General features: G+C 63.4%; 21 protein-coding genes. 7 read left to right on the forward strand and 14 right to left on the reverse strand.

Features of this window, described 5'->3' with window-relative positions; all coding sequences use genetic code 11:
- The first annotated feature begins 87 nt into the window (after positions 1 to 87).
- The 6 genes from JI748_RS03200 to JI748_RS03225 all read left to right on the forward strand — a co-directional run bounded on the left by JI748_RS03200 (position 88) and on the right by JI748_RS03225 (position 4,453).
- A complete protein-coding gene (locus tag JI748_RS03200; RefSeq protein ID WP_201635015.1) occupies positions 88 to 1,140 on the forward strand; it encodes a 3-carboxy-cis,cis-muconate cycloisomerase in 1,053 nt (350 codons plus the stop codon).
- Positions 1,133 to 1,855 (forward strand): 3-oxoacid CoA-transferase subunit A, encoded by a 723-nt coding sequence (locus tag JI748_RS03205; protein WP_201635017.1) that lies wholly within the window; start codon positions 1,133 to 1,135, stop codon positions 1,853 to 1,855. The genes JI748_RS03200 and JI748_RS03205 overlap by 8 nt, the downstream gene beginning before the upstream one ends.
- The gene (locus JI748_RS03210; protein WP_201635019.1) at positions 1,852 to 2,523 is read left to right on the forward strand and encodes a 3-oxoacid CoA-transferase subunit B; all 672 of its coding nucleotides are present in this window, start codon (positions 1,852 to 1,854) and stop codon (positions 2,521 to 2,523) included. Before JI748_RS03205 ends, JI748_RS03210 begins: the two co-directional genes overlap by 4 nt.
- A 1-nt stretch (position 2,524) precedes the next feature.
- Positions 2,525 to 3,727, forward strand: coding sequence for a 3-oxoadipyl-CoA thiolase (gene pcaF / locus JI748_RS03215; RefSeq protein WP_201635021.1), 1,203 nt, complete (start codon positions 2,525 to 2,527; stop codon positions 3,725 to 3,727).
- A 109-nt stretch (positions 3,728 to 3,836) separates the two neighbouring features.
- Complete coding sequence (locus tag JI748_RS03220) at positions 3,837 to 3,992, forward strand: hypothetical protein (protein WP_201635023.1); 156 nt, start codon at positions 3,837 to 3,839, stop codon at positions 3,990 to 3,992.
- Entirely contained in the window at positions 3,989 to 4,453 is a 465-nt protein-coding gene (locus JI748_RS03225; protein ID WP_201635025.1) for an SAM-dependent methyltransferase, read from the forward strand. The genes JI748_RS03220 and JI748_RS03225 overlap by 4 nt, the downstream gene beginning before the upstream one ends.
- 493 nt (positions 4,454 to 4,946) lie before the next feature.
- On the opposite strand, the gene JI748_RS03230 is transcribed toward JI748_RS03225, so the two are convergent.
- The 12 genes from JI748_RS03230 to JI748_RS03285 form a co-directional block, all read right to left on the reverse strand.
- Positions 4,947 to 5,312 carry a helix-turn-helix domain-containing protein gene (locus JI748_RS03230; RefSeq protein WP_201635027.1) on the reverse strand — a complete coding sequence of 122 codons (366 nt, stop codon included), beginning with the start codon at positions 5,310 to 5,312 and terminating at the stop codon, positions 4,947 to 4,949.
- Positions 5,309 to 5,776 carry a type II toxin-antitoxin system RelE/ParE family toxin gene (locus JI748_RS03235; RefSeq protein ID WP_201635029.1) on the reverse strand — a complete coding sequence of 156 codons (468 nt, stop codon included), beginning with the start codon at positions 5,774 to 5,776 and terminating at the stop codon, positions 5,309 to 5,311. The genes JI748_RS03230 and JI748_RS03235 overlap by 4 nt, the downstream gene beginning before the upstream one ends.
- Before the next feature lie 11 nt (positions 5,777 to 5,787).
- A complete protein-coding gene (locus JI748_RS03240) occupies positions 5,788 to 6,309 on the reverse strand; it encodes a hypothetical protein (RefSeq protein WP_201635032.1) in 522 nt (173 codons plus the stop codon).
- The gene (locus tag JI748_RS03245; protein ID WP_201635034.1) at positions 6,306 to 8,252 is read right to left on the reverse strand and encodes a hypothetical protein; all 1,947 of its coding nucleotides are present in this window, start codon (positions 8,250 to 8,252) and stop codon (positions 6,306 to 6,308) included. The genes JI748_RS03240 and JI748_RS03245 overlap by 4 nt, the downstream gene beginning before the upstream one ends.
- Complete coding sequence (locus tag JI748_RS03250) at positions 8,252 to 9,280, reverse strand: AAA family ATPase (RefSeq protein WP_201635036.1); 1,029 nt, start codon at positions 9,278 to 9,280, stop codon at positions 8,252 to 8,254. Before JI748_RS03250 ends, JI748_RS03245 begins: the two co-directional genes overlap by 1 nt.
- 5 nt (positions 9,281 to 9,285) lie before the next feature.
- Complete coding sequence (locus JI748_RS03255; RefSeq protein WP_201635038.1) at positions 9,286 to 11,595, reverse strand: integrase catalytic domain-containing protein; 2,310 nt, start codon at positions 11,593 to 11,595, stop codon at positions 9,286 to 9,288.
- On the reverse strand, positions 11,592 to 12,506 hold the full coding sequence (locus tag JI748_RS03260; protein WP_201635040.1) for a hypothetical protein: 915 nt from the start codon (positions 12,504 to 12,506) through the stop codon (positions 11,592 to 11,594). The genes JI748_RS03255 and JI748_RS03260 overlap by 4 nt, the downstream gene beginning before the upstream one ends.
- Before the next feature lie 643 nt (positions 12,507 to 13,149).
- Entirely contained in the window at positions 13,150 to 15,072 is a 1,923-nt protein-coding gene (locus tag JI748_RS03265) for an AAA family ATPase (protein ID WP_201635043.1), read from the reverse strand.
- Positions 15,073 to 15,109: 37 nt separating this feature from the next.
- Entirely contained in the window at positions 15,110 to 15,451 is a 342-nt protein-coding gene (locus JI748_RS03270; protein ID WP_201635045.1) for a DUF6634 family protein, read from the reverse strand.
- Positions 15,448 to 16,056: a hypothetical protein gene (locus JI748_RS03275; RefSeq protein ID WP_201635047.1), complete on the reverse strand. Its 609-nt coding sequence runs from the start codon at positions 16,054 to 16,056 to the stop codon at positions 15,448 to 15,450. Before JI748_RS03275 ends, JI748_RS03270 begins: the two co-directional genes overlap by 4 nt.
- Positions 16,057 to 16,107: 51 nt before the next feature.
- Positions 16,108 to 16,338, reverse strand: coding sequence for a hypothetical protein (locus tag JI748_RS03280; RefSeq protein WP_201635049.1), 231 nt, complete (start codon positions 16,336 to 16,338; stop codon positions 16,108 to 16,110).
- 63 nt (positions 16,339 to 16,401) lie between these two features.
- Positions 16,402 to 16,941 (reverse strand): hypothetical protein, encoded by a 540-nt coding sequence (locus JI748_RS03285; RefSeq protein WP_201635051.1) that lies wholly within the window; start codon positions 16,939 to 16,941, stop codon positions 16,402 to 16,404.
- A 235-nt stretch (positions 16,942 to 17,176) separates the two neighbouring features.
- Between JI748_RS03285 and JI748_RS03290 the strand changes: the two genes are divergently transcribed.
- Positions 17,177 to 17,443 carry a helix-turn-helix domain-containing protein gene (locus tag JI748_RS03290; RefSeq protein WP_201635053.1) on the forward strand — a complete coding sequence of 89 codons (267 nt, stop codon included), beginning with the start codon at positions 17,177 to 17,179 and terminating at the stop codon, positions 17,441 to 17,443.
- Between the two features lie 33 nt (positions 17,444 to 17,476).
- On the opposite strand, the gene JI748_RS03295 is transcribed toward JI748_RS03290, so the two are convergent.
- On the reverse strand, positions 17,477 to 18,088 hold the full coding sequence (locus JI748_RS03295; protein ID WP_233280599.1) for an SCO family protein: 612 nt from the start codon (positions 18,086 to 18,088) through the stop codon (positions 17,477 to 17,479).
- A complete protein-coding gene (locus tag JI748_RS03300; protein ID WP_201635055.1) occupies positions 18,085 to 18,561 on the reverse strand; it encodes a copper chaperone PCu(A)C in 477 nt (158 codons plus the stop codon). The genes JI748_RS03295 and JI748_RS03300 overlap by 4 nt, the downstream gene beginning before the upstream one ends.
- Between the last annotated feature and the right edge of the window lie 17 nt (positions 18,562 to 18,578).

An 18,578-nucleotide genomic window follows, 5' to 3' on the forward strand; every position in this document is an offset into this window, starting at 1 on the left:
CTTCGCCGGGGTGACGATCGAGTGCGAGGATCGAGCAGTGCAAGAATTTAATGTTGGAGCCGATGGCTCGGCAAAAATGGACGACCAATGACCCTTCTCTCCGCCCTCACCGGCGATCCCGAAATCGAGTCCGCGCTTTCCGACGCAGCCCAGCTGCGCGGGATGCTCCAGTTCGAGCGGGCGCTGGCCGAGGTCAGTGCCGAGGCGGGCTGGATTTCCCTAGAAGCCGCCACCGCGATCGGCGTGGCGCTGGACGGCTTCGAGCCGGACTGGGCCGCGCTCGAGGCGGGCATGGCGCAGGATGGCGTCGTGGTGCCGGCGCTGGTCAGGCAATTGCGGGCAGCAGTTGCCGAGCCGCATCGAGCGGCGCTGCATCGCGGCGCCACCAGCCAGGACGTCATCGATACCGCGCTGATGCTGCAACTCGCGCAGACCTTTGATCTTTACGATCGCCGGCTCGGCGCGCTGCTCGACCGGCTCGAAACCCTGCGCCGCAACTGGGCCGGCGTGCCGCTCATGGCGCATACCCGGATGCAGGTGGCGCTGCCCACGACATGGGACGCCAAGCTGATGAGCTGGGCGGAGCCGCTGAAGCGTCATCTGCGCAGCCTCCTGGCGATGCGACAGGGCCTGCTGGTGGTGCAGCTGGGCGGACCGGTGGGCGACCGCGCCAGTTTCGAGGGGCATGGCGATGCGATCGCTGCGGGCATGGCGCGACGGCTCGATCTCGGCGTGGCGGAGCCCTGGCAGGCGACGCGCGATCCGATCGTGGCCCTGGGCGGCCTGCTGGCACTGATCGGCGGCTCGCTGGGCAAGATCGGCGCGGACATAACGCTTTTGACGCAGAACGAAGTGGGCGCGCTGCTCCTCACGGGCGGCGGCGGATCCTCGGCCATGGCGCACAAGTCCAACCCGGTCAATGCCGAGGTGCTGGTGGCGCTGGCGCGGCTCAATGCCGGGCTGTCGGGCACGCTGGCTCAGGCGCTGGTGCATGAAAACGAGCGATCGGGCGCGGCCTGGACGCTGGAATGGCTGGTGCTGCCACAGATGCTGGTGGCGACCGGCGCAAGTTTAATTGTCGCCGACCGGCTGCTCGCGCAGCTGCGGCTGGGCGAAACAAAGGACAAGTCCAATGGATAAGACAGTGTCCGGTCTGGCGGCCGCGGTGGCCGGGATCGAGGACGGCATGGTGCTGATGGTGGGCGGATTTGGCGGCTCCGGCGCGCCGATCGAGCTCATCCACGCCTTGATCGATCGCTTTAAAGCGACGGGCAGCCCGAAAAACCTGAACGTGGTCAACAACAATGCCGGCAATGGCCGCATCGGCATTGCCGCGATGATCGACGCCGGCATGGTCGCCAAGATGGTGTGCTCGTTTCCGCGCTCGGCCGATCCGCGAGCCTTCACCGAAAAATATCTGGCCGGCGAGATCGCGCTCGAACTGGTGCCGCAGGGCACGCTGGCCGAGCGCATCCGGGCCGGCGGAGCAGGGATCCCGGCATTCTATACGCCGGCGAGTTATGGCACGGACGTTGCCGCAGGCAAGCCGGTGGCCGAGTTCGAGGGTCGCCATTACGTGCAGGAGCGCTGGCTCAAGGCCGATGCGGCGCTGCTCAAGGCAGAGCTGGCGGACACCATGGGCAATTGTACCTATCGCAAGGCGGCGCGAAATTTCTCGCCCCTGATGGCAGCGGCCGCAAGGCTCACCATCGTGCAGGCCACGCGCATCGTCCAGCCGGGCGGGATCGACCCGGAAGCGGTGGTGACGCCCGGTATTTTCGTCAATCGCGTCGTCGAGGTTGCCGATGCGAAACAGGAAGAGGCTCTGATGCGCGACGGGGTGGCCTACGCATGAGCGAGAAACTTTCCAACGCGCAGATCGCCTGGCGCGCGGCGCAGGATATCGAGGACGGCGCCTATGTGAACCTGGGCATCGGCTTTCCCGAAATGGTGGCAAAGTTCCAGCCGCCGGGCCGGCAGGCGATCTTTCACACCGAGAACGGCGTGCTCAATTTCGGCGAGGCGCCGGCGGTGGGCGAGGAGGACTGGGACCTCATCAATGCCGGCAAAAAGGCCATCACCCTCAAGCCGGGCGCCGCTTTTTTCCACCATGCCGATAGCTTTGCCATGGTGCGCGGCGGGCATCTCGATGTGGCGATCCTTGGCACCTATGAAGTGGCCGAGACCGGCGATCTCGCCAATTGGTCGACCGGCCCGAAGGGCGTGCCGGCGGTGGGCGGCGCAATGGATCTGGTGCATGGCGCCAGGCGCGTCGCCGTGATCACCGATCATGTGACCAAGGACGGCAAGCCCAAACTGGTCAAGCGCTGTTCGCTGCCGTTGACCGGGGTAGCTTGCGTGACGCGGGTCTATACCAGCCTTGCCGTGCTCGACATCAAAGGCGGTCGCTTCGTGCTGCGCGAAAAGCTGCCATCGATGAGCGTCGAGCGATTGCAGGCGGTGACCGGGGCGGAACTGGTATTGCCTGATCAGATCGGCGACCTGGTCGCCCCGGAGGTTTGAGATGACCGAGGTTTTCATCTGCGATTATATCCGCACCCCTGTCGGCCGCTTCGGCGGGGCATTGAGTTCGGTGCGCCCGGATGATCTTGGCGCCATCGCGCTCAAGGCACTGATGGCGCGCAATGGCGGGGTCGATTGGGAAGCGGTCGACGATGTGATCTTTGGCTGCGCCAACCAGGCGGGCGAGGACAACCGCAATGTGGCGCGCATGAGCGCTCTTCTGGCGGGTCTGCCGGTCGGGGTAACGGGCACGACGATCAACCGGCTTTGCGGCTCGGGCATGGATGCTGTGATCACCGCCGCGCGGGCGATCCGGGGGGGCGAGGCGGAACTGATGCTCGCGGGGGGCACGGAATCCATGTCGCGTGCGCCCTTCGTCATGCCCAAGGCGGAAACGGCCTTTTCGCGCCATGCCGAAATCCACGACACCACCATCGGTTGGCGCCTCATCAATCCGCTGATGGAGCAGCTCCATGGCACCGATTCCATGCCGCAGACCGGTGAAAACGTGGCGCAGGACTATGGCATCAGCCGCCAAGCGCAGGACGCCTTTGCCGTGCGCAGCCAGGAGAAGGCCGTGGCAGCACAAGCGAATGGCCGGCTGGCGCGCGAAATCACTCCAGTCAGCATCGCGCAGCGCAAGGGCGATGCGATAATCGTCGACAGGGACGAGCATCCGCGCGCCGGCACGACGGTGGAAACGCTGGCAAAACTCAAGCCGCTGTTTCCCAACGGCACTGTGACGGCGGGCAATGCTTCGGGCGTCAACGACGGCGCTGCGGCGCTGATCATCGCCTCCGAAGCCGCCGCCAGGCGCCATGGGCTGACCCCCATTGCCCGCATTCTTGGCGGCGCCACGGCCGGTGTGCCGCCGCGCATCATGGGCATGGGCCCGGCGCCGGCAACGCAAAAGCTCCTGGCGCGGCTGGGTTTGACCGAAGCCGATTTCGACGTCATCGAACTAAACGAAGCGTTCGCTAGCCAGGGTCTCGCCACACTCCGCCGTCTCGGCATTGCCGACGACGATGCGCGCGTTAACCGCAACGGCGGGGCAATCGCCTTGGGGCATCCTCTAGGCATGTCAGGCGCCCGCATAACGGGTACGGCCGCACTGGAGCTGTCTTTCACCGGCGGCAAGCGCTCTCTCTCGACCATGTGCATCGGCGTGGGGCAGGGTATCGCGATAGTCTTGGAGAGAGTCTGAACACAGGGCGCTGAGGCTCCATAGCTGCCGGTCCGCTTCCCATCCCATTTTGGTCCGATGGTATATCGGACTGCGCAGCAGGGCGAACCAACCTATCTGAGGCACTGAAATGAGCAAGCCGACTTCGGAAGAGTTCTGGGACAACCACTATCGCAAGCTTACCAGCGAACTGAGCGGACGACCCAGCGCGATCCTGGTTCAGTACGCCGGTGATCTGACACCGGGCCGTTCTCTCGACCTGGGCAGTTCAGGGGCGACGACGTGATCTGGCTTGCTAGACAAGGTTGGCTGGCCACAGGCGTGGATGTGTCACCGACGGCGGTTGCCACTGCTACGGGGCGGGCCGAAGAGGCAGGCCTTGGAGATCACGCCCGGTTCGAGCAATACGACTTGGCCGCGACCTTTCCTGATGGCGAGTTCGACCTCGTCACCGCATTGTTCTTCCAGTCAACTGTTGACTTCCCTCGATCGGCAGTACTCCAGCGGGCAGCCGACGCAGTTGCTTCAGGTGGCCTTTTGCCGATCGTCGAGCACGCCTCGGCGGCTCCATGGTCGTGGTCGCAAGATGCCATCTTTCCTACGGCCGAAGAGACACTTTCGTCGCTAAATTTGGATGCACATCATTGGACAAGAGTGTTCGTTGGCACACCAGAGCGGCTGGCCAACGGGCCCAACTCGCAAACAGCCATAGTAAAGGACAATGTGTTGGCCCTAACGCGAAGGTAAAGGGACGTAGCGGGTGAGGGTCGGCTCGCCGTCGATGATCGTGGGACGTTGAAATAACGGGCGCCGCCGGAAGGCCGGAGACGTCTAATGCGACCAAAAGAGTTTGAGTCGATCCACCCCTGCAATCCGGGGATCGGCAAAAAGCCTAGAGTCGGCCTGACCACGTTTCAAGAGTCGAATGTTGACCTCCGACCGCCAATCGTGAGTCGATTTCCACCATTTGGCCGGGTTTCTCGAGTCGATCCGCTGCCGTGGCGGAGGCGAGCTCGCGATGAGCCACAAAAGAAAAGGCTCGTCCTGTTGTAGGGACGAGCCGGGGGATGCAGGCGCAAGCCTGGTTACCGAAGATGTGGATGTGCGCGTCCTGCAAGAGACGACGACGCTATGCCAATCGCCTCAGCCGACGGAGTTTCAGGCGGATGCATCGGCGATCAGCATTCATGTGGACCGGTCGAAGAGCAAGACCGGCAAGCTGCGACAGCCCGATCACTCGCTAAAAGGCCATGGCTGGCGCAAACTCGTCGGAGTTCTCCTCACCATCTGCGACCAGGGTACGACCGGGACTCCAACCGGGCTCCTCTTCGAACTTCAGGATGACGCTGACGCCGAGTCGATTGAGGACGCGATAAAGTCGGTCCGAGCTGAACTCCTCGAAATGCCCGCGGACCATGCTGGAAATCTTGGGTTGAGCTATCCCGGTGATCGATGCTGCCTGCGCTTGAGTCAAGTTGCGCTCTCGAATGACACTGGCGATCTTGGCTACGATACGTGCCTTCGCCAGCTCCTCTTCAGGATTTTCCAGGCCGAGGTCCGCGAACACGTTCCCGGTTCTGTAGGCGACAAGCTTCTCGTCCATCATTTTCTCCTGTACTTCGATCCGAGCATTTCGGTCGTCTCTTGCAATCCTACCGCTTCAGCGTATTCGGCTTTCATCTCCTGGATGACTTTCTGGCCTTCGGGTGAAGCACGGAATTCCTTCAATCTCTTCAGCCGCCTGACGATCCTCTCGATATCCTTCTGCGGCGTGCTGATCCCAGAGCTGGATTTCTTGACGAAAACGTCGATAACCCAGATGCCCTCTTCGAATTCAACGGTCGCTGCCAACCTGTAGGTGTTACCATCGGCTCCGTTGACGACTACCTTCGTGAGATGCGCGATCCTGTCGTCCTCGCCAAACCTCTTTATGTCTGGGCTCTCCTGCTCATCACCGTGCTGCAGCAGACTTAGCTTGTACCCGAACTCCCTTCGGACAGCCCTGGGAAGGTCAACGAGCTCGCTGATCGATGGCGTCAACCAGCTCAGGGGCTTCTGTACTCCCGGCATATTTATACCTTTTACGGGATAAGATCAAGTTCCTTGAAGGTTAGGGCTTTATCTGGCGAGACACCACGCTTGCCGCGTACCAGATCGGAACGTGCCAGCGGTATCAGCCCACCCCTTCCTGCGCACTGGCGATGCTTTTGTCGCTTCCGGAGAGCCGGACCGCCAGAACACCAGGCCCAAGTCGAACGGGTGGTCATTGCACCACACGTACGAGCCCGCATCAGGACGATCGCGTCCCGCCGGCATGCCTTCGGGGCTACGTGTGTATCGTCGGTGACATCCGTGGCGATCGCGTACTCGAAGTCGAGCTGCTGGTGTTCACCATTATCAACGCTCACATGCTTCCTCGTCCGAGGTCGGCGGTTCTTCTTGCGAAGGAGCAACGACTCAATCTCCTCAGCTGACCCGGCAGCGTCGATGTCGGCCTCAAGGAACATGTCGGCCTGGTGAGCCTCATGGGCCATGACCTTGGCCTCGGCTCGCCGGCGTTCGAGTTCATCCATTGCAGCTTCGCGTCCAGCCATGCTGGTCATGCCGCGTCCTTCCGCAAGGTGGCGAGCCAGCCCGTGACCTGTTCTCGGTCATAGAGGATGCCGCGGTGCTCGCTGAGTTCGGCCACGGGCTCGATACCGCCCTCGGCCAGCTTGCCTCGGACCCAGCGATAACCCACGCCGATAAGGCGAGAGGCCTCGGCGGTGGAGATATAGGTCCGGGCGACTTGCACGACGTCGGCGCGGCGCAGGTTGCAGACACCGGACCCGTGCTCGGGCAACAGGTCGGCATCGATCATGCCGATCACCGTAGCCACCGTGATCCCCAGGATGTCGGCTGCCTCGGCACGTGTGACCATCGGCTCGACGTCGTCGCTGGTGCCAGCCTCATCGGCGACGGCTGCCACCACCTCCTCGAAGGAAGATGCCGCGAGCTTGACCAGGGTGGCGCTCAGGCGACCCGCCACCTCGAACACCGCCAAACGGCCTGCCAGCACGGCCTGGACGAGCGCAATCCACGGCTTTTCGCCAGCCGGCATCCGGTACATGGCCTTGCTGAGCCGGATATGGAAGCTGCCGGTGGGCCCGCTGCCGATCTTGGCTTCGATGTCGCGGATCAGGGCATCCACGGTGGAGCGGCGATATTGGTTCTTGCCGACCACCGTCAGCAGCACCGGCCCCGTCACCTTCTCGATCAGGCCCGCCTGCGCCAGCTGCGCAACGGCCCCGTTCGGGATGCCGAGGCGAAGGCCAACCGACGAGGAGCTTTCCAGATCCGCCCGCAATGCCGCAAGTGCCGCGATCTCCTCCGCGACGAACAGCACCGGCCCCTTCTTCGTCCCAGGGGCGCGATGGTGCGTCAGCTCCGGTGTCTTGGCCAACCGTTGGAAGAGCTTCAGGCGAATGCCGAAGCGTTCGGCGGCCTGCTGGGACGTGATCAGGTCGGTGCGACCGCGGTGCTCGGTCCGCCGCACGGTTACGCCGGCGGAGCTCGTCGCCATGTTGCGAAGGACCGCCTCCCGAACCACCTTGCGCACATTTTCGGTCAACGTCCGGTCCACAGTGAGCGCATAGACCTGTCCGAGTTCGGCCTTGATGCCGTAGAAGCCCGGGCGATCATGAGATGTGGCACGAGCCCGTTCGCACAAGCTATCGAAACCGATACGCCAGTCCAGGATGATCCGCCCGGCTTCCGCCAAGCGTTCGGGGGTGAACAGACGTTCGTAGTCGCTACGCGTGGTGGGCTTCGCCGGAGAGGTGACGGCCCTTTTCGGATCCTGATCGAGGACCCCGACGATGGCCATGCACAGGTCGAAGATCTCGCCGCGGTCGAGGCCGGTCAGATCATCGTCCAACGCCGGAGCGAACCGTTCCCGAACCGCCGGGTCGGGGTCGACCAGCCCGGTGACGAAGTCCAGTGCCGCGATGTCCTCGATCTCGACGAGCGGCTGCGGGAAATCCCGGAGGTCGACCGCGGGCTGCACGAAACCCAGGTCGTCATTTCCCGCACAGCGGTCGCAGAAGCACACGCCATAGGTGCGGGAGAACCCCAAGGTGGCGCCGCATACCGGGCATTCCGAGATCAGCAGCTCCTTGGTGCAGGGATCGAAGCCGATCGGCCTGAGTTGCCACATGGCGCGGATATAGGGCGCTTCGGCAAGCCCACGGGGCGAGACGCGGCGGACCGGTCCCTCGCGGTGCTTGGTGCGAATGGACGTGCCGAAGAAAAGGCAACGGCCATCGTCTGCAATGGGGTGGGTGGCGCGCCGCAGCGACGCCACCTCCGTTCCCAGCAGTTCGGCGAGGCCGGCGGCACCCACCTCATCGAGACTGGCTGCAATGCTCGCCGGGTGCAACGTCTCGATATCGACGAGGGCCAGAACCTCCGAAGGAAAGCGGCGACCGTTGGCCGACGTCGCCCGGCAAAGTGCGCCGGCCAGGTGCTCGTCCTCAGCGATGCGTACTGGGATAGGGAGCCTTGGCATCAGACCAGCTCCAGGCTCTTGGTGGCCGCATGGAACGGGTTCTCGGCCAGCTCGCCGCGTCCCACGATGATGATGTCCACGGCTTCCTCGAGATCCTTGCGGGTGAGCACCTTGTTGCCGCGGGTGAGTGCGAGGATGGTCGCCTTCTCGACGATGCGGCAGAGCAGACCGAGGCGACCCCGCGATGCTACATAGAGCCGGCTGGGGATGTCGTCGTGGACGAGCGGGGGTGGCTCCTCGAACAGGCCGGTCTCCTTCAGCTTGAGCGCCAGGCGCCCGCAGAAGGACATGAAGTCGAGACGTTCCTTCTCCACCGCCCAGCGGGGAGTCTCGAAGTCGATCTCGTCGAGGACTCGACCCTTGAACTGTGTGCTCGCCATCACGAGATCGCGGGCCTGCAGGATGCCCATGAAGACCAGGGGGACCGACCCGCGGATCATCATGACCTTCAGGGTATCGGCCACGTTTTGGTCACGCGAATGGTCGAAGACGATGGGGTCGCCGGTTTCGGTGATCTTGATGCGCTTGTTCGCAAGGTGCTGCACTTCATCGATAATCAGCAGCTCGACCTCCAGCTTGGCGATCAACTTGTAGACCCTTCCCCAAAGCGTGGGCTTGGTGCCCTTGTCCGGATCCGGGTCCCCGAGAGCGATCAGGATATCCGTGGCCAAGCTCTTGGGGGTTGCCTGGGCGGACAGGGTCACGTGCACGACCTTCTTCTGCTTGCGAGCCAGTTCGTCCGTATCCATGGCAGCCAGCGACGGGTCCTCCACCACGAGGTGCGGCAGCACGGTATTGTGGATGTAGCTGCTCACCGTGTGGCTCTTGCCCGAATGGGACGGTGCGAAGATGCAGAGGCAACGGCGAGGCTTGCCATTGTTCTTGGTCTTGGCGTGCGCCAGGCGGACGGCATCGAACTGCTCGTGGGCCTTGGCTAGAGCATCGTGGGTGATGTGCAGGGACTCGAAGGTGGTCCAGACAGCGCTGGTGATCATGGCGATGTTGGAGGGGGAGACGATCTTGTTCATGGTGTTTACTCCTGATCTGCAGCTGCGAGTTGGCGCAGGAAGTCCATCGGGTCGGAAAGGGCGAAGTCTTCGGTATGGGACGGGGCTTGGGACGCGAGGGCGACCACCGGAAGCCCCGGCGGTCGGGCCTTGCCGGGGCTGTCGCGGGGCTTTTTCTCCCGTTTGGGCTTCCCGCGATCGCGCCCGATGGAGGGGATGCGGTCGTCGGTCCTGTGGATCGCCGCCGTGTCGTGGCGAACGTCCGCACTTCCGTCAGGCGTCGCCTGCACTGCCTCCTGGATGACACGGTCGCCCGGGACCAGACTGGGGGCCTTGTCGATCTCGGCTGCACGCTTACGGGCCTTGCCGAAACCTTCGATCGGCAGTTGCGAGCGGATCATCCGGTTGTAAGCGGCCCTCGCCGCGATCATCGCGTCCTCATCGTGGAAGGCGATGCTCTGGGCGGTGGCGAAGGCTTCGACCGCCTCGACCACCTTCCAGCTGGTGCCCTGCGTATAGCGGGATTTCACATTGGGCATCCTGACCGACTTGCGGCGGTCGAAGTCCCAGATCATCACGTAGCTGGCGTCGACGCGGTCGCACGTGACGTAGACGTCGACGTTGCCCGTCTTGTGGAAGGACCCCTTGACGTGCTTCTTGCGCCCGTACTTGAGCAGGCGGTTGAGCAGCTCGGAGGTGATCTCGGGATCGTGGAAGCGCTGGCCATCGACGGCCACACCCTGCGGGGTGAGGACGCACCGCTTACCCTGGCCGAGAAGACCGTCGAACAAGGCAGGATCGTCGACGGTGGCCCGTGACTTGTTCTGGATCCCCTGGGCCCACTTCTGCGCCGGGGCACAGCCGATTTCCGCGTTGGGCTCGAGGTGGCGAACGTGTACCAGGTGGTGCCACATCAGGTATTCCAACTGGCGGATCGTGTGGGCCGAGTTGACGCGGTTATCGATGCCCAGCTTGGCCCGTAGTTGCGGGGTCAGCGGGATGCCCCCCGGGAGGCGGTGCCAGACATGCTCGTTGAGGTCGTCGAACGCCTGCTCGACGACGGCTTTGAACTGGGGCGTGCGGACGGGTGCCCAGATCACCGAGATGCCGGCAGCTTCGCAGGTCGCCTGGAAGGACATGCCGACGAATTCCCAGCCATTGTCGACGATGATGCACTTGGGCTTGCCCCAACCATCGCAGGCGCCCTTCACATCGCCGAACTCGTCGACCAGAAAGTCCTTGAAGCGGATCACCTGCTTGAGGCAGAGGTTGACCGTATAGATGGAGGGCGGCTCGTAGGTGAGCACCGCGCCCAGGCGCATGCGGGTGAAAACGTCCACCGCAAGCGTGAGGGTGGGCTTCTCGACCAGGAGGATGTTGCCGTCCGCGTCCTCGACCAGGGCCCAGCAGTCCACGATGGTGTGGTCGAAAGCCACGTATTCGAGCGGACGGGTCGCCTCGATGTGCTTGCCGCGACCGCGGAAGCGGGCGTCGGCGGCAAGCTGACCGTAGCGCTCCTTCCAGCGGTACCAATCTTCGGCGAGGTTGATCCAGAGACGAACACATTCCTTGGACGGCTTGCGCAAGGAAGGAGGCACCGGCAGCAGCTTGGCCTTCAGGTCGTTGATTTCGGTGTTGATGGCGTCCCAGAAGTCATTGCGGACCTCGTGCAGCGGCTTCTTGTCCGGGTGCCAGTAGGCCTGCACCATCTTGTCGGCCTCGCGGATGACCGCGGGGTGCCACCGGCGGAGCTTGTCGTGCTTGCCGTAGTCGTAGAAGAACGCGGAGAGCGGGCGGGACTGGAAGACCCCGCACTGGTCGATTGCTCGCAGCAGGGTCGGTGCCGAGGGGATGAAGGTGACGCCGTTGCGGCGCGCCTCCGCCTCCTTGGACTGGATGAAGTCCCGGATGCCGGCATGGCCGCGGGTGAGCAGCGGCTTCTCGTCGGCCTCCACCACGAACCAGCGGACATCCTTCGCATGGTTGAAGATCTCGACCTTCTTCAGACGGCGCGACTGCTCCGTCACGGTGATGCCGGTTTCCTCGGGATCGAGCAGGTTGGTCGGGTCGACATCACCGAGCTCGAGCGGGCTCTTCCGGGTCCGCAGCTTCACCGGAACCCGCACGGCCCTGCCGTCCGAACGCATGCGCTTGAAGAGCGGGACAGCGACGGTGAAATCGGGTCCGTCGGCACGGTCGAAGACGAGAAGACCGCGCATGTCCATGCGGACGAACCGGGCAGCCCAAGTCTTGTCGGGGCCTTCCTTGATCCAGTAGACGTCGTCCTTCTCGAGGTCGAAGTCGATCCTGGGCAGGTTCATGCCGTTGAAGCTCATCGACGCATAACCCCATAGAGGTCCTTGCCGTCGCCGACCAGGCGGACACGGGTGTCGGGACGCAGGTCGTTGTCGAGACCGATGTGAACGACGCGGCGCACGTGCAGGGCCGCGGCCTTGGCCATGCCGATGGGGCGACCGCCCAGCGCACGAACCAGGCCGGCAAGATCGGCGTAAGGTGCGGCCACGTGTTCGGCGGCCACCCGCACATCCTCGGCATCGACCGAGGTGTCATGGTCTAGGCCGATTTCACGGACGGAATAGGCTATGTCTTGCATGGCGATGTCGGACTGGCGAATGGTGACGAAGCCCCAGCCGAGCCGGTGGTAGACTTCCCGCGCCAGAGTCAGCTTGGCCTTGTAGTCACTCTCGTCGGCACGACGGTCCTTGTCGGTCTTCACCTCAACCAACATCACCATGTTCACGCCGTCCGCCATGTGCGGGCGCCATTCCGCAACGGCCCGGTCGAACGGAACATCGTTGAGCAGCATCTCGCCGAACGCGCGATCGACTTCGATCCGGGCATCGGGGAAGTATACCCAGTGCTTGGCGCTGCCCACGACCTGCATCTCGAGCCGGTGGGGCTGAGCCAGGAAGCGGTGCACCGCCGTCGCCACCTCGCAGAGCTGCATGAAGGGATACTCGCCCTCCATGCTTTCCCATGGCGAACTGCGGAAACCGGCCTTGATCATGTAATGGCGACCGGTGGGCTTGCGGTGCCGCCCGTTGATGATGGTGCGAACGGGACCGCCATCGTCGGCAACGAAGATGTGGGCCACGACCAGTTCGCGGTCCATGCGGAGTTGACGACTCAGATCAAGCCGTTCTTTTTTGCGTGGCCGACGCGACAGGGCATCGGGCACGGGAGTGTCGAAGGCGATGTTTTCGGTATCGCCGGGGAGTTCGGGCATGAGTTCTCCTGCTCACGCCCGGAGAAAGCTTGACGCGGCGATGCGTCCAGCAGATACTCCTGGGCGTGGTTCGGGCCGTAAGGCCGGTTCCATGGCCACGGGCCGGAAGGTCCATGGTGTTGCGTTTGTCGGCCGTGAGGCCGGTAGATGCGTCGGCTGCGAAGCCGGTTCGATGGCGACGGGCCTTGCGGTCCACCGCCGTGCTTGAGACGTGCCCCGGTGCTTGCAGGCTTGGAGGGGTCGTCGTTTGTTTTAACGCCCTGGAGAAATCCGGGGCGTTTTCATTTTCTGGTATTCTCTTCGGACTACGCTGCCGTTCGAATCCGCCATCATCATCTGCGGAAAAGCTAGAGCTTGGAAAGGCCCTCCGCGATTTTTCTGGTCGACGAATATCGGCAATGGTCGAGTCCTGACTCCACCTTATTCCAGTTTCTTAATGTTCTACTTTAACTGCTTCGAGCGTCGTCCGACGTCGATCCAACGGCAAGAGCCAACCGTGCCAGTCGGGCCCGTTGAGGGTTCAAAGGCGATTTCGCCAGCTAGTGTCGTGATTCGCCGATCCAATGTTGACACCCCAAAAAATGTTAATTCCAGCTGTCCACAGGTTTAGTGCAAAATCGTCCTTAGTTGCCAAAAAGCCACACTATGGTCCGTCCCAAGACGGTGATTGGGAGTGAATCGGGGCGCCTGACGACCCTGCTTCGACCTCGATAATGGCCAGAATGTCATCTCGGCTGACAGTTCTTCGCGCCAGCAGTTCGTCGGCCAGTCTTCCGAGCGCCTCCCGATTCGCGCTGAGAGTTTTCAATGACCTATCGGCCAAGATGCCCAGCCGTGTCTCGACTGCACGGCAGGCGATCGGGTCGCGCATGAGGTGCAGCATCACGTCTTCGGGTTCGCAGCGCCAACGGGGTGTGCCGTCGACCAAACCAAGCGTCAGATAGGCGATCGCCAAGGTCTGGACGGCCAGGGCAAGGTCGCTTGTGGCGGACCCACCCGCACCCGAACTGGGCGAGCCGTAGATGAGGATCTCGGCTGCGCGTCCTGCCAAGAGCATCTCCACCCGGTTCTCGAGTTCGACAATGGTCTCGATCGGGGTTCCCGACACGGCGATCTGGGTGTGACCGCCGCTATTGTCGCCGGCTCCGCCCGGTTCGATGGTCACCAGGTTCAGGCGTTCCGGCATGTGAAGTGCCGCAAGGATGGCATGGCCGGACTCGTGGATGGCAATGCGCCTAGCCACATCGGGGGGCGTTTCCCTGCCGGGCATAAGCACGGACTTGAGGTCGTCGAGCGTGATGTCCCTGTCGGCGCGACGGGCCTTGCGCCGGGCCCTGCGGACGACGTCCATGATGTCCGCACCCGTCATCGCCCGGCTGGCGCAGATCGTAGCGACACCACCGAGGTCGGCTCCCGGCAACGCCGAGCCGAGATGGTGCCGGAGGATGCGCATCGCGCCATCCGGTCCGGGCGGCCCCAGAAAAACCGCTCGCTCGAGGCGCCCATTTCGCAGAATGGCGGGCGAAATCGCATGGAGTCGATTCGTCGCTCCGACTACGATGACACCAGCCCTTTCGGCGACGGCACCGTCCAATGCAATCAGGAAATCCGCGACGACCGGAGCCCAATAGTCCCTGTTCTTGCTGTCGGTGGCATCAAGATTGGGCACCTGGTCCAACTCGTCCAGGAAGAGCAGGCATGGGGCGGCGCTGCGAGCACGCTCGAACAAATCCCTCTGGGCACGGATGACGGTATCGAGGTATCCGGTCGTACTGGCGAACAGGTCGGCAATGCTGCCGATGACAACGGGAATGCCGAGATATTGGCCCAATGACCGAGCGTATGTGGTCTTGCCCGTGCCCGGCGGGCCATGGAGGACAATACCGCGATCGACGTCGGCCCACCCGATCCGTCGTGCGGCGACGTCTGCCAGGTCGATCTTGAGGTCCTGCGCCCAACGACGAGCATCACCGAATTCGACAGCCTCCTCCATGGAGGGGAGGACCTCGTTTCCGCGGGTCATGCCGGTCTTGTTGGCGATCGCTTGGCTAAGCTTCTCGACGACCACGGCGGCTTCCGCCTGGAAGGAGACGAGCGAGCAAATCTCGTCGAAGTCGAGTGCGCCGACGTTGAGTGCATCGAGGCCGCGGGGAACCGGACCGGTGCAAACGCTCCGAAGGAAACTCCGCAACAAGGCAGGGTCCGGAGCTGGCACGGTCGCCGTCACGGATGCCACGGTGCGCAGCAACGGTGGAAGGGTAGACGGCGTGACCGCCACCCCGACCACCACGTGCCCGGCTTCCAGATGGAACTTGACCGCCTTGCGGTCGTCCTTAGCCGCCTTCGGGCCGCCGGGGTAAACCGAGTGGACCGAGTCGTGCAGCTCCGCGATGGCCTCGCCGATCGGCTCCTGCCATTCCGTCGAAGGTACGATGACCACCAGGTGCCCGCTCGTGCCCTTGGCCAACGCGTTGCGCACCGACTTGGGGAGAGTGCGCTCGACCACGAGATCGGCCAGCCGCTCCTGGATCGTGCGCTCGTCCTTGGTGTTCTTGATCGTCCTCATCTCATACAACTCCTTTGGGAAAACCAAATCGTCGAGCTCACCCATGCTGTTTCCTCCCGGTGCCGCGCGGCTCGAGCAGGTAGTACCGGCTCATCGTCCTCGCCCAGCGTTCGTCCCCGTCGACGGCGAAAAGCTCGGAAGTGATCGCAGGGCGATGGTCCGCGATCCTCGGATGTCGTTTGACCGTGCCGACCAAGGCGATGCCGGAGCGCGACAGCACGCCCCAGTCCCCGAGCGTGGGCGCCTGCGCCAATTGCGCGGCAGACGGAGCGTGACCGGATGCAAGCAGGCGAAGGTCGGCGGCCAAGGATTCGAGTCGATCCGCGGTGGCGAGGGGATCGGCGCCGAAGAAGTTCACGGCCTGGTGGCGCCGGCTCATAGCGGCTGCACCAGGTGCACTTCGGTGGCGGGAAGGATCGGCTTGTCGAGGTCGATATAGAGGCCGCCTTCGACGACCAGGGCCATTATGGCCGAGACCGGCTCCTCCCCGCGTACCATCACCGCCAGGTCCAGCAAAGGTGCGCTGCCGCCGTTGTCGATCAAGTGGGCCAACAGCTTCATGCGGTCGGTCAAGCCGATCTCTGCACCTTCGGCACCGGCGATCATCATGGCGTTGGTTAGGCGGGGCTCGCGGCGGATGAACGATTCCGGCACCAGCACGACCGTGTGGCCCATGGTTGCGGCCAGTGCCTTCAGTTCGAAGAAGGCATGCCTGCCATGGCCGCGCCAGGCCGCGTTGCAGACGCAGACCAGATAAACCTCGCGGCCCGAGATGGAGACCTTCAGGGCTGTGAAGTCACCGGGTCCGATCATGAGATCGTCGGCGATGCCTTCGATGACGGCGTCGCCTTGCAGGCTTCTGATGGCCGGGTGGACAAGAACCAGGGCCTCGGCGGACCGGCGCAGGGAACGGCGGCGTCGTTCGGGAACAAGGTCGGCTTTAGGCGACCATGGCGAGGGGCGTGCAGCATCGGCTTCGAGCATGCGAGTACTCCAAGTTGCAGGGTGGGGGCGTAAGCGAAGTTGGCGCGGCGGTTAGGTTTTCGACCGGGCCATTATCTTGTAGGGCAGGCCATAGGCCTCGAGCATGTGCCCGAGGTCCCGGACCTTGAAACAGTCTGGGTCGAAACCCGGTGGCAACAGCAGGATCTTGACGTTCGGGTCCTCCAGGGAGAGTTCCAGCTCATTGCGGTCGAAGCCGGCACGATAGACCAGTTGGGTCAGCAGCGGGCTTGGAGCGGCGGTGATCGGATCATCTCGACGCATAGGTGTCCTCCGGCTCCGCAGGAGCGGGTCCATCAACAAAGGGGGTGAGGTTCGGGTGGCGGTCTATGCGCGGCAGTCGGCGCCAGTCAGCAAGCGCATAGCGCGGCAGCCTATAGGATCGCCGAAGACTGGCCCGCAACAAGGGTGGTCGACGCCCATCCCCTGCGGATCGCGTATAAGCTCGAGCAGGACTTCTACCCTTTTTCCCGACGAGCTTTCGTCACCCTCGCGATCGAGCATGACGATGACGGGCTGGGGAATGAGGACGCAGAGGCGACCGCAAGCCTCCATCGAAGCCCTCAACCTTTGGAGCCGGTCCATCGCGTTGCGCCGGTACCACAAGCGGCTCGGGACCCCGACGATGGTCACGGGGCCGATGACGTCGAGCATCGCCTGACATGTCGCGAGGCAAGCGCCGTCCAGCCCCACCGAGGTCGCGAAGTAGCTGACGAGCGGATCCGTTCCGACCAGAGCTACGCCTGGTGTTCGGGACATGGAGTCGAACAGGATGGACGAGAGTTTCCGCCGAACGTCACGATGGCGAAGCTGGCGGGACTTCTGATCGTCGTGACGGGAATCTTGGGAACGCACGTACAAGGACACGGAAATCTCCCCCTGCATGCATGAGCAGACTGAGCGCGATGGTCAATCGAGGACGTCGTGCAGCAAGTCGGCACGCGGGGGAAGGTTTCTTGGGGTGCGATCGGCACCGTCGCTTCCAATGCTATAGTGACTAGAGGAAATCTCCGAAGATGTCAAGCGCAGATGTACATTTTGTGCAACGACGCCGTTTCTGGTTAACTAAGTGCTACATCTTTCGATTCGGAACCGCGGCCTCATGGAAGAGCGAAGACATCCCAGTCCGGCCCAGATAAGGGCGGCACGAGCGCTCCTGGACTGGAGCCAGCAGCAACTGGCGGCGCGTAGCGGCATTGGCCGCCGCACGGTTGCTGCCTATGAGATCGGCGGCGACCGAGTGACGGAAGCAAGCATCACCGGCATGAGCGATGCGCTTATGGACGCGGGCATATCCTTCAGCGGCCCCGATCAACCCGAAGGGGTGTATCGGCAGGGGAGCGGTGCGAAAGACCGGGACGGTGACTGAAGCGGCGCCGCCTTTACGGCGGGCCGTGTCTGCCTAGCCTTGGTCGATCAGTCGTCGCACTTTTGCGAGCCTGACATCAATGCCTTCCTCTGTGGCCAACGTGCCGAAAAACCGCCCGTCCGACGTTACCAGCTGGATCGAGGCCTGATGCTCCATCGTGTAGTCGCCCCCTTCGACCGGCACCTTTTCGAAGAAGATGTAGCGGTCCTTAGCCATGGCGGAGACCTGGTCCAGGTTTCCGGTCAGACCGGTGATGCGGGCATCGAAGTAGTCGACGTAGTCCTTCATGACCTCGGGGGTATCTCGCTCGGGATCAACGGAAACGAAGACCACCTGCAGCTTCTCGGCGTCCGGGCCCAGCGCCTCGAGGATGCCGGACATCTCGGCCAAAGCGGTGGGGCAGACGTCGGGGCAATGGGTGAAGCCGTAGAACCATGCCGAGGGCTTGCCAAGAAAACTGGCTTCCGAAACGGCAGCTCCATCCTGGTTCACCAGGGAGAACGGTTTGGCGTAGAACGCCTCGCCGGCCTCCGCCTGCTGCCGGCCAGTGCCGTAGGTCAGGTAAAGGGTGCCTGCTGCCGCGACCGCCACAAGGGTCCAGAGCACGGCGCGCAGGGTTCGCAGTCCCGATGCCGGCTTTTTCACCGGGCGTGGTCCCCGTGGCTGCTGGCGGCGGATTCCGCCGAGCGCTTCTCGACCTCGAAGACTACGTCCACGCGTCCGGCATTTTCGAACACCAGCGTGGCCCCGATCTCATCGCCTGCTACATAGCGACGGTCCGGATCGAGGAACATGGCATGGTTCCCGTCCCCGAGCTCGACCGTGGTTCCGGCGGGTACGGCGAGACCATCGGTGATCTGCTGCATGCGTGCGATCCCATCGGTAACGGACGAGCGGTGCAGTTCCACCTTCCTTGCCGCTGCGCTCTCGATGGCGACCAGCCGGTCGTCGCTACCGCCCCTGTTCGCGATGGAAAGGTAGCCGCCGAGCACCGGAGCGTTCGGAGGTGCCTCCTCGATCATGGGATGATCGACATAGAGGTCACCAACGGTGAACTCGTGCGCAGCGGCGGGGATCGCGGGCCCTAGCAGGAGCAAGGTGGTCAGGAGCGTCTTCATGTTCGTCTTGCCTTGAT

Origin of the sequence: Devosia rhizoryzae, assembly GCF_016698665.1 — a bacterium.
Lineage (GTDB): Bacteria > Pseudomonadota > Alphaproteobacteria > Rhizobiales > Devosiaceae > Devosia > Devosia rhizoryzae.